This window comes from Candidatus Rhabdochlamydia sp. W815, assembly GCF_018642185.1.
GTDB classification, from domain to species: domain Bacteria; phylum Chlamydiota; class Chlamydiia; order Chlamydiales; family Rhabdochlamydiaceae; genus Rhabdochlamydia; species Rhabdochlamydia oedothoracis.
This window is the reverse complement of record NZ_JAAVTY010000136.1, coordinates 1-3,176: the sequence shown is the minus strand read 5'-3', so window position 1 is coordinate 3,176 and position 3,176 is coordinate 1. Positions and strand designations below refer to the sequence as shown.

General features: G+C 36.9%; 4 protein-coding genes. 3 read left to right on the top strand and 1 reads right to left on the bottom strand.

Annotated elements, in window-relative coordinates; genetic code table 11:
- Positions 1-386 precede the first annotated feature (386 nt).
- Genes RHOW815_RS07470 through RHOW815_RS07460 form a run of 3 tightly spaced genes read left to right on the top strand, consistent with a single transcriptional unit; the run spans position 387 to position 2,951 of the window.
- On the top strand, positions 387-1,079 hold the full coding sequence (locus tag RHOW815_RS07470) for a 2,3-bisphosphoglycerate-dependent phosphoglycerate mutase (protein WP_215217691.1): 693 nt from the start codon (positions 387-389) through the stop codon (positions 1,077-1,079).
- On the top strand, positions 1,066-2,187 hold the full coding sequence (locus RHOW815_RS07465) for a cysteine desulfurase family protein (protein ID WP_215217690.1): 1,122 nt from the start codon (positions 1,066-1,068) through the stop codon (positions 2,185-2,187). The genes RHOW815_RS07470 and RHOW815_RS07465 overlap by 14 nt, the downstream gene beginning before the upstream one ends.
- A complete protein-coding gene (locus tag RHOW815_RS07460) occupies positions 2,184-2,951 on the top strand; it encodes a NifU family protein (RefSeq protein ID WP_215217689.1) in 768 nt (255 codons plus the stop codon). The genes RHOW815_RS07465 and RHOW815_RS07460 overlap by 4 nt, the downstream gene beginning before the upstream one ends.
- Before the next feature lie 16 nt (positions 2,952-2,967).
- On the opposite strand, the gene RHOW815_RS07455 is transcribed toward RHOW815_RS07460, so the two are convergent.
- A partial coding sequence (locus RHOW815_RS07455) for a transposase (RefSeq protein ID WP_215217688.1) occupies positions 2,968-3,176 on the bottom strand: 209 nt, incomplete at its 5' end.

Genomic DNA, 3,176 nt, shown 5'->3' with positions numbered 1-3,176 from the left:
ACGCCAGGGATTGTCATAAGCCGTTGTACTTCTTTATCTTGACTGACCAGCTTAAGCATTTCTTTATCCAGTTTTTCTACTTCCTCAACTACCTTATCATTGGAGAGTTTAACCTACTCCGTTTAAGGAGCAACCCCTTCTTTGTGTGCAATTATGGCATGTATATTATCAAAAGTTGGCAAAAAAAACCAAAAAGTTTTAGAATTAATCCACTCCATCCCACTTTGGGACTAAACATCTAAGAGGTTGAATGTAAAGTTTATCAAGGATCTCTCCAGAATGAGTCGGTGTTCTTTTTCTTCCCATTTAAATTTTTGTTTCGTTTTTTGATTTTTTCTAGTTTTTGCTAATATGATTCTAATAGAGATACTTTAAAAGGAAGATATATGTCAAAAAAAGCTACTTTAATCATGATGCGTCATGGACAATCGGAATGGAATAAGCACAATTTATTTACTGGATGGGTGGATATTCCTTTAAGCCAGAAGGGAATTGAAGAGGCAATTGAAGCTGGTAAAAAAATTGCTCATATTCCTATCGATTATATTTTTACTTCTACGTTGTTTAGGGCACAAATGACTGCGACGATTTCGATGGCGTATCATCAATCGGGTAAAGTTCCTTATTTTATAGAGCCAGAAAAAAATAAACCGGAAGAATGGTCTCAAATCCACGATGAAAATGTAAAAAAGCATTGTATACCCGTTGTAAAGGCGTGGCAATTAAATGAGAGAATGTACGGAGACTTACAGGGCTTAAATAAGCAAAAAACGATTGAGCAGTTTGGAAAAGAACAAGTACAAAAATGGCGCAGAAGTTTTGATATTCCCCCTCCAGAAGGGGAGAGTTTAGCTATGACAGCTGAGCGCACAATACCTTATTTTAAAAAACACATGTTACCTATCTTGGAACAAGGGAAAAACGTTTTAATTGCAGCTCATGGAAATTCTTTACGTTCGATTGTGATGTATCTAGATCATTTGTCTAAAGAGCAGGTAGTGGAATTGGAGCTTGCTACAGGGGAACCTCTCTTTTATACTTTTATGCATAATACTTGGGAAAAAAATGATATATCTTGATCATCATAGCGCTACAAAGCCTTCTCTATCCGCTATTGAAAGAATGCTCGTATTTTTTAAAAATGATTGGGGAGACCCTTTGGCACCTCATTTCATGGGACAGCAGATGGTAGTTTCTATGAAGAAGAATACTAAACGTTTTGCTGATTTATTAGGATTAAACCCCCAAGACCGCATTTTTTGTTTTCAAAACCGTCTAGAAGCGCTATCTCATTTGGCATTTTCTCATTACCGAAATACGGTTTATCAGACCGGTAAAAACCAAATTTTAACGACTAATATAGAAGATAGGGGGTCTTTAGAAATTTGGCGGGAGTTAGAAAATATAGGGTGTATATGTAGACAAATTGAGGTCAATGAGCAAGGACAAATCACTCAAGAGATATTAGATAAAGCTTTACTTCCTAAAGTTTCTATTTTAAGTTTATCCTGGGCAAATTCTATGACTGGTGTCATCCACCCAGTGGCTGATTTAGCGGAGCTGTGTAAAGAAAGAGGCATTCTTTTGCATGTGGATGCAAGCTCTGTATTAGGGAAGGTTCATCTTTGTTTGCGCGATCTTCCTATTGATTTTTTGACTTTAGAAGGATCTTTGATCCAGGCACCTCGAGGAACTTCTGTCATGATTGTTAAAGAGCATGCTTTATTTTCCTGCTCACAGCAACCAATGCCCGCTTCCTTAGCTTGTTTAGTAGCGGCTGTTGAAGAAAATATTGCTCTTTTTGAATCTATTTGCTTAGAAACCGCAAGACTGCGCGATGAATTTGAAGAAAAGATCTCTCTGCAAATCAGCGATGCCAAAATTCTCTTTACCCATGTAGAGCGACTACCTAATTGCTCTGTTATTGCCTTTCCAGCCATCCATGCAGAAGCGCTTTTGTATTTGCTAAACCGTAAAGGGATATTTGCTTCTATAGGATCCGGGCAGTATCAATCGCTTTCTCAAATACTGATTAAATGTCATATTGCACCTGATTCAGCTTATACGGCAATCAGCTTTAGCCTTTCTTATGAAACAACAGAAGAGCAAATACAAGTAGCTGTTTGTATCATTGTAGACTGTGTAAGGCAATTAAAAAAAATGACTCTTTTAGGAGATGCCTTATGATAGAAAGTCATCTCTGGATGCAATATAGTAAACGTCTTGCGCAAAAAATTGAAAAGCCTTTGCATGTAGGCGCATTTTCTCTTGTAGAAGCACAATCTAAAGGGATGAGATTAGCTGTCGGAACACAGGGTAATTATCAACTAGGACAGTGGATTAAAATTTACTTGCTTGTAGATGAGAGCGATGGTGTTATTGCTGATGCAAAATTTCAGATGTTTGGTCCTTCTTGCTTAATTGGTGCTCTAGAAGCTGCCTGTGAAGTTTTAATGCGCAAAAATTACGATCAGGCAGCTCTTTTAAACGCGGATTTAATTGATAAGCAAGTACGCGATAAGAGTCAGATTCCTGCTTTTCCTGAATCTGCTTTTTCTTATTTAAAGTTTGTCATTGATGCAATTGCAGATGCAGTACAGTCTTGTAGAGATATTGTTCTTCCAGATAATTATGTACCAACCCCTTTGACTTCCCTTTTACATAATCAAGAGGAATACCCTGGATGGAAAGAGCTTAGTCATGAGCAAAAAATAGCTATATTAGAAATGGTAATTGCAAATGATATTCGCCCTTACATAGAATTAGACGCAGGTGGAATTGAGATTAAGGAACTCAGTTTGGATAATCAAGTGATTATTGCTTATCAAGGGGCTTGTACTTCTTGTCCTTCTGCAATAGGATCAACATTGCAAGCTATTGAAGAAATTTTGCAAGCAAAGGTATATTCTGGTTTATCGGTTAAACCAGATCTTTCCTTATTAAATTATTAAAGGTCTTAGAGCCTGTTTAAAATCTTTTCAAAAGTAGAGCAATAAAAGCAAGAACCACCATATTCAGGCTTGTATGTAGTTTTTTTTCGCAATTTTTCCATAGCCTGCGACATTTTTCTATCCACGCAAAAGAACGCTCTACAACCCATCTTTTGGGAATAACTGTAAAAGTATGAAGTGTATTTCTTTTGGCTATTTCTACTATACATCCTAATATCTCCTGCA

Coding starts and splice junctions, on each gene's coding strand:
- RHOW815_RS07470 (WP_215217691.1), top strand. CDS start 387: ATGTCAAAAAAAGCTACTTTAATCATGATGCGTCATGGACAATCGGAA.
- RHOW815_RS07465 (WP_215217690.1), top strand. CDS start 1,066: ATGATATATCTTGATCATCATAGCGCTACAAAGCCTTCTCTATCCGCT.
- RHOW815_RS07460 (WP_215217689.1), top strand. CDS start 2,184: ATGATAGAAAGTCATCTCTGGATGCAATATAGTAAACGTCTTGCGCAA.